Source organism: uncultured Veillonella sp. (assembly GCF_963551295.1).
In the GTDB taxonomy this organism is placed as follows: Bacteria; Bacillota; Negativicutes; order Veillonellales; family Veillonellaceae; genus Veillonella.
In genome coordinates this window covers 1-7,157 of the sequence record NZ_CAUVFT010000049.1, presented here as the reverse complement: position 1 = coordinate 7,157, position 7,157 = coordinate 1, and the positions used below count along the sequence as shown (strand labels likewise).

The 7,157-nt window shown below is 41.6% G+C and carries 8 protein-coding genes and 1 other annotated feature; of the genes, 7 read left to right on the top strand and 1 reads right to left on the bottom strand.

Annotated features, from left to right (window positions below; translation table 11 throughout):
• Nucleotides 1–14 precede the first annotated feature (14 nt).
• Nucleotides 15–755: an ATP-binding cassette domain-containing protein gene (locus RYO55_RS09450; protein WP_314985279.1), complete on the top strand. Its 741-nt coding sequence runs from the start codon at nucleotides 15–17 to the stop codon at nucleotides 753–755.
• Nucleotides 756–798: 43 nt separating this feature from the next.
• Here the strand turns inward: RYO55_RS09450 and RYO55_RS09445 are convergent, their stop codons facing one another.
• On the bottom strand, nucleotides 799–1,146 hold the full coding sequence (locus RYO55_RS09445; protein ID WP_314985278.1) for a hypothetical protein: 348 nt from the start codon (nucleotides 1,144–1,146) through the stop codon (nucleotides 799–801).
• Between the two features lie 375 nt (nucleotides 1,147–1,521).
• Between RYO55_RS09445 and RYO55_RS09440 the strand changes: the two genes are divergently transcribed.
• The 6 genes from RYO55_RS09440 to RYO55_RS09415 form a co-directional block, all read left to right on the top strand.
• Entirely contained in the window at nucleotides 1,522–2,154 is a 633-nt protein-coding gene (locus RYO55_RS09440; RefSeq protein WP_314985277.1) for a hypothetical protein, read from the top strand.
• 22 nt (nucleotides 2,155–2,176) lie between these two features.
• Nucleotides 2,177–2,584, top strand: a complete 408-nt coding sequence (locus RYO55_RS09435) for a hypothetical protein (protein ID WP_314985276.1) — start codon at nucleotides 2,177–2,179, stop codon at nucleotides 2,582–2,584.
• Between the two features lie 81 nt (nucleotides 2,585–2,665).
• Nucleotides 2,666–2,869: a binding site (T-box leader), on the top strand.
• Between the two features lie 241 nt (nucleotides 2,870–3,110).
• On the top strand, nucleotides 3,111–4,652 hold the full coding sequence (locus RYO55_RS09430; protein ID WP_314985275.1) for a 2-isopropylmalate synthase: 1,542 nt from the start codon (nucleotides 3,111–3,113) through the stop codon (nucleotides 4,650–4,652).
• Between the two features lies 1 nt (nucleotide 4,653).
• Nucleotides 4,654–5,913 (top strand): 3-isopropylmalate dehydratase large subunit, encoded by a 1,260-nt coding sequence (gene leuC / locus RYO55_RS09425; RefSeq protein WP_314985274.1) that lies wholly within the window; start codon nucleotides 4,654–4,656, stop codon nucleotides 5,911–5,913.
• Between the two features lies 1 nt (nucleotide 5,914).
• Nucleotides 5,915–6,406: a 3-isopropylmalate dehydratase small subunit gene (locus RYO55_RS09420; RefSeq protein WP_016476163.1), complete on the top strand. Its 492-nt coding sequence runs from the start codon at nucleotides 5,915–5,917 to the stop codon at nucleotides 6,404–6,406.
• A 380-nt stretch (nucleotides 6,407–6,786) separates the two neighbouring features.
• Nucleotides 6,787–7,157, top strand: a 371-nt coding sequence (locus RYO55_RS09415; protein ID WP_314985271.1) for an isocitrate/isopropylmalate family dehydrogenase, incomplete at its 3' end; no start/stop codon positions are given.

Genomic DNA, 7,157 nt, shown 5'->3' with positions numbered 1-7,157 from the left:
GAAAGTGGTGTAGTATGATTCAACTCGAGAATATATGTAAACAATATACGAACCACAATCATACGGTCCGCGCCGTTGATAACGTATCCTTTTCTGTGGCTCCCAATGAACGAGTAGGCATTGCAGGTGGCAGTGGTTCTGGTAAAAGCACTCTACTTAGATTGATTGCTATGTTAGAAAAACCTACATCTGGCACCTTGCGACTCTTTGGTGAGGAAATCCATTCTATTCAAAATCATAGAGACATATATCGTTCTATGCAGATGATGTTTCAAAATCCCTTGTCGGTGATTCCTCCAAGGATGAACTTAGAAGCATTTCTCTTAGAGCCGTATATCAACTATGGTCTTATGGATGTGGCGGCAGCAAAGGACGATATTCGTAAATGGATGCAACGAGTAGATTTGCCTGAGAATACGGTTAATAAATATCCTCATGAAGTCAGCGGTGGTCAACTGCAACGGGTCGTATTGGCACGGATCATGCTGATGAACCCGAAACTAGTACTCTTTGATGAACCTACATCGGCCCTTGATGCGGTAAACCAAAAGTTAGTGTTAGATCTCTTACAAAAACTACATATGGAACAACCCTTCGGCTATGTGTTCGTCAGCCATGACATCGGACTATTACAAGCCGTAACAGACCGAATCATCGTCATGAAAGACGGACAAATCGTGGAAAACATCGAATCAAAACGACTCAAAGAAGCGGTACATCCATATACACAAGCACTTGTGGATGCGAGTGTGTAAAAAGAAAGAGCCCCTGTGTTAAACAGGGGCTTTTGAGTATCAATTATTTGATTTCCGCTTTCAAATCGATAATGTGTTTACATGCCACGCAACCAGGGCAGTCACAGAATTCTGCGCCTTTTGCTTTAATGTCTTTAGCGTGTTGCAATAGATTAGCAGCACCTTCTGCACCAAGGATTTGTGTAGCTAATTTAGAGCCTGCAAAACCGATTGTTTCGTCGATAAGCGCAATGTTTTGTTCTGCTACGGATACGAGTTGTTTAGTAAGCTCTTCTTGTTCAGGTTTGCCTTCTGCGTTGATCCAAGATTGAGCAAATTCTTTTACTGTAGGATTACTTGATGGAGCATCTAATAAAGCTTGTACGAGTTCTTTTACTTGTGTATGTGTCATGATGGTCTCCTTTTATAAACTACTAACTATATAGAACAGTGCACTAACTAGTATTATATGAGCACATATTCCTTTTGTTGAGTTTATTATAGCATCTACAATTATTTTGAATAGTAGAATAATTTGTGATAGATACTATCAAATAGGATAGATTTATGATAATAGCTGCTTTAAATTTTGAAAAAATTTATTAGACTGTGAAAGTAAATTCTATTGGAGTATATCGGATAGCGTCTATTGTATTGAGTGCACTTAAGTGTCTTAGACTGAGTACAAGAGAGTGAGTATCTTAGACATAGTTTATTGTCATCATAGATTACCTTTTAATGATATAATTAACTTACTATATATAGTTTGTTTACAAGGGATTGTATCATGAAAAAGGTTGTATGTGCGTTAGCTATGCTAGTTTTCATAGGTTCCATCAATGTTGTCTCTGCAGATGATTTGATGCGGTTTCGTCTTAATGGTAATTCTATTTATGACCAGCCCTATGGTGACAGAAATGAGTTTCCATGCCCAGACGGCCTAGGTAGTTGTACCATAACTGATAGCGATTATAAAAACATTCGTAAAGGTCAATCGCTAGAGGTGTTTGATACTGTATATGAGGCTAAGCAACATTTGAACTTTAAACCGTATTTGCTAAGTGGATTAGAGGGATTACGTCCTGTACATGTATCTATTGTGGATCACGATGTATTACAAGTCGTGTATGCCTATCATGAGCTTTTAAAAGGAAGATATTTTGATCGTGTAGATGATATGCCGAAGTATATTAAGTATCGTGTATCGACTCTATCAGGTAATATCTCAGGCGATTATAAGGATTACTTACCTCAGAGAACCGATGTAGTAAATGGGATGACGGTAACCTATCGAATGGTGGATGATGCCGTTTACTTAGCATCTTGGGAAGATAAGGGGCAAAACCATGTGTTTTTATTTAATGAGCCAGTTTCTGTTAGATGGGCTAGATCTTTGATTACATCTGTAGGTGGTAATTGATATTAAAAATAACGGAGTTTTTATGAGCCTAGAAAATTACAAGATTTCAAAGCTATCATATATAGAAAATGGTAGTAATGAAATCATGGAAAAGTACCAGATACGTGCACAATATGAAACGGAACCGCCTCATGGGGATGCTATATACTCTATTTCTATAAAAGATAAGGTATTGCCATTTTGGATTTATGGTAGAGATGTTACTTTCATAGGTAGTAGCATGGTTATGGTCGAGTCTGTAAAATGTAAAACATGGAATCCAATTCAAACTATAATTATTGATTTAAAGCGTGAAGTATATGCTAACTTAAAGGAATGGTATACAGATATTTCCTTTGTTAATGAATGCATTGAGCTAACGAACCAAGTGGTAAAGAAGAAGAAACTCATTAAGAATGATTTTGATGATTTAGAGTGGACTAACTACTAACGATGAGTTTTATGAAATCATATTCATTTTATTTTAATTGACATAAGTCTATAGAATACAGTACAATACCCTTATATCTTAAATCAAGCGATGAACGGGTATAAAGGTTTACAAATCCTGCTTTCAGAGAGTTGCCGGCTGGTGCGAGGCAATAGAGGTTGTACGCTGACACTCTCCCGTGAGCTTTGATGGCGAATACAGCAGTAGTCATTGACGGTGGTTCCGTTATACCCGAAACAAGTCCCAATTAGGGTGGTACCGTGTTATGAATATAACGCCCCTTTGAGCAACGACAGTTGTTCTGAGGGGCTTTTTTTTATAAAAGTTTAGTCAACCATACTACGTGACCGAATTAAAGTGGTGCTCTGACGCTCCAGCTAGCTTAACGGTCTTCGGCCTAGGGCCTCGACCTACTAAAGTCGCTTGCGAGCACGCACTTTAATTCTACGTTTTGTTTGATTAAACTTTCATAATGAATAGATATAATAAAGTGTTATGTTTTATTAGTACAGAAAAGGTGAAGATTATGGATCAAAATCGCGTATATTTCTTCGATACAACCCTTCGTGATGGGGAACAAACACCGGGCGTTGCACTTCGCACACCAGAAAAGGTAGAGATTGCGAAAGGTCTCGTACGCCTTGGTATTGATGTTATTGAAGCAGGTTTCCCTGCAGCGTCTCCTGGGGATTTTGAAGCGGTGCAAACTATCGCACGTGAGGTGAAGGGTACAACAATTTGTGCATTGGCACGTGCTAATGAGAAGGACGTTATCAAGGCTATAGATGCATTGAAGGATGCGGAGCGCAGTCGTTTACATGTGTTCATCGCTATCTCCGAGATCCATATGCAATATAAATTAAAGATGACTCGTGAACAAGTACTAGATAAGGTTAAAGCTATTTTAGAATTGGCTAAAGGTAAGGTTGATGAAATCGAATTCTCTGGCGAAGATGCATCTCGTGCAGACTTAGATTTTGCTTGCCAAGTATATGGCACAGCTATTGCTGGTGGTGCAACAATCATTAATGTACCAGATACAGTGGGTTACATGATGCCTCAAGAGTTTGCTTCTAAGATCCGTTACATCAAAGAACATACACCTGGTATTGAAAATGCCATCATTTCCGTTCACTGTCATGATGACCTTGGTCTTGCGAATGCTAACTCCTTGGCTGCTATCGAAGCTGGTGCTCGCCAAGTAGAATGTACAGTTAATGGACTTGGTGAACGTGCTGGTAACGTGGGTATCGAAGAGGTTGTGATGTCTCTTAAAACACGGCATGACTATTTCCACGATTTACAAGTGAACATCGATACAAAACAATTCACCAAATTGTCTAAATTGGTAAGTCGCTTAACAGGCGTGTCAGTTCCTCCAAATAAAGCTATTGTTGGTTCTAACGCATTTGCTCATGAATCTGGTATCCACCAACATGGCATGCTTAACAACCCTGAAACATATGAAATCATGACGCCTGAATCCGTAGGTGCTGAAAAGACAAATATCGTTCTTGGCAAACATTCTGGCCGCCATGCCTTCGAAGACCATTTGAAAACATTGGGATTCCACCAAACTTTCACAGAAGAAAAAATCAACGACCTATTTGCTAAATTCAAAGATTTGGCAGATAAGAAAAAACATGTATACGATGATGATATCATCGCTATTGTTGTGGAACACATGGATCACAAGAAAGCGTACGAGCTTGTTGCTCAATACTACAAATTGGGTGAAAAAGGTTATGCCTATGCTGATGTTCGTCTTAATACGCCAGAAGGTGAAAGAGCAGATGCTGCGGTTGGTGATGGCCCTGTGGATGCCTCCCTTAAAGCGGTTGAACGTGTGGTGGGCTTGCCAATTAGCTTGAAAGATTACCAAATCCGCGCTATAACAGCTGGTAAAGATGCCCTTGGGGAAGCAACTCTCAAGGTTGAATATAAAGGACGTATTTATCACGGTCGTGGTATCAGCACCGATATCGTTAAATCAAGTGTAAATGCATATATCAATGCGGTGAATTCCGTATTCCTAGCTATGGAGCTAGAACAACAGGAGGAAGAATAATATGGGTATGACCATTACCGAAAAGAATATGGCTCGCCACGCGGGTCTTGATGTTGTAAAACCAGGCCAAATCATTGAATGTCATTTGGATGCGGTATTGATGAACGACATCACATTCCCACCGGCTCGTAAAGAGTTTTTGAAGATTGGCAAACCTGTATTTGATCGCCATAAAATTTACTTGGTGCCTGATCATTTTACACCGAATAAAGATATTCAATCCGCTACTCAAGCTAAGGTAATGCGCGACTTCGTACGTGAACATGGCATTACGAACTACTTTGAAGTAGGTAGAATGGGTATTGAACACGTTATTTTGCCAGAAAAAGGTCTTATCGGTCCTGGCGAAATGATTATCGGTGCTGACTCCCACACGTGTACCTATGGTGCGGTGAATGCGTTCTCCACAGGCGTAGGCTCCACTGATGCGGGCGTTGCTATGGCAGAAGGTAAAACTTGGTTCAAAGTACCTGAAACGATTAAAGTTGAGCTTATCGGCAAACCTAACAAATGGGTAACTGGTAAAGACGTAATCCTTGATTTAATCGGTCAAATCGGCGTAGATGGCGCTCGTTACATGGCTCTTGAATTCGCTGGCGACGGCGTACAACACATGACTATGGCTGACCGCCTTACCATCTGTAACATGGCTATCGAAGCGGGTGGTAAATGTGGCGTATTCCCTTACGATGCAATTACTGAAGAATACATCAAAGGCCGTGTCAATCGTCCTGTTGAGCCAATCGCTCCAGATACTGATGCAGTATATGCGCAAACTATTACCATCGACTTGTCCAAATTGCAACCAGTGGTAGCATTCCCACATTTGCCATCCAACACACATTACATCAACGAAATCGACAAAGATATTAAAATCGACCAAGTTATCATCGGTTCCTGTACAAATGGCCGTTACGAAGATTTGGTGGCAGCTGCAGAAATCTTCAAAGGTCGCAAAGTAGCTCCATTCGTTCGTTGTATCGTAATTCCTGGTTCCCAAGATGTATACGATCAAGCTATGAAAGATGGGCTTTTGGACATCTTCATTCAAGCTGACTGCGCTGTGTCCACGCCAACATGTGGTCCATGCCTTGGTGGTTACATGGGCATTATGGCCGAAGGAGAACGTACCGTTTCCACTACAAATCGTAACTTCCGTGGTCGTATGGGTCACGTTGATTCTGAGGTATACTTGGCAAGCCCATACGTGGCGGCAGCAAGTGCTGTATTAGGCCGCATTGCAGGCCCTGAGGAGGTTTAAAATGGATTTTGAAAGCAAAAAAATCTGGCGCTACGGCGACGATGTAGATACAGACGTAATCATTCCCGCTCGTTACTTAGCGATTGCCGATTGGAACGAATTGGCTGAACATGCGATGGAGGACATTGATACTACATTCGCTCCTAATGTGAAAGCTGGCGAAATCATGGTAGCTGGCAAAAACTTTGGTTGCGGTTCCTCTCGTGAACACGCACCAGGCGTTATCAAAGCAAAAGGCGTGCCTGTTATCATTGCACACTCCTTTGCTCGTATCTTCTTCCGTAATGCTATCAATATCGGTTTACCAGTTATTGAAATCGGCGAACAAGTCGATCGTATCGATGCTGGCGATGCAATTGGCGTAGATTTATCTAAAGGTATTGTGTACAACTTGACTAAAAACGAACAATACCAAGGCACTGAATTGCCACAATTTATTCAAGATATTGCGGCAGCAGGAGGTCTTGTGAACTTTGCGAAACATCGCAAGTAGTACATATCCGGGATGGAATGTTTGTTTTTCCCTCCAGTTGCCTTAGCGGCCTTCGGAGGCGAGCCAAACACCCGTCTCAACCTCCACCGGCCGGGTCTGACTCCGGCCTGCGGCCTTCGCAGGGCCAAAGTCGGTTTCAACGGGCATTCGGCTCTTAGCAATTTGTCGGTGAGGTTTGATCCAAATTGTAATCTTCTGTTCTGAGGGTGGGTGTGTTTTTCGGTCTTGCGGAGTTCCGCAATGTATTGATGATGTAGAGGCAAGGTGAAGGCCTCAAGCGACTTTAGTAGGTCGAGCCCCTTGGGCGAAGGCCGTTAAGCTAGCTGGAGCTTTAGGACTTCACCTTGTCTCGGATGAATGTAGTATATGAGGAAATAAGAATGAGCGAAAAAAATATCGTATTGATCCCTGGTGACGGTATTGGTACTGAGATTATTGCTGCAGCGAAGGCTGTGTGTGATGTGGCTTTTGAAAAAGCCGGTGTAAAGGTTAATTGGATTGATAAAAAAGCGGGCGGTGCGTCTATTGATGCATACGGTGTTCCTTTGACTGAGGATACTATCGAGGCTTGTAAATCGGCTGATGCTGTATTGCTTGGTGCTGTAGGCGGTCCTAAATGGGATAATGTAGATCCTTCTATCCGTCCTGAAAAAGCAATCCTTGGTCTTCGTAAGGAGCTTGGTTTGTTCTGTAACTTGCGCCCTGTAAAAATCCATCCTTCCTTGCAAGAGTATTCTCCTCTTAAAAAGGA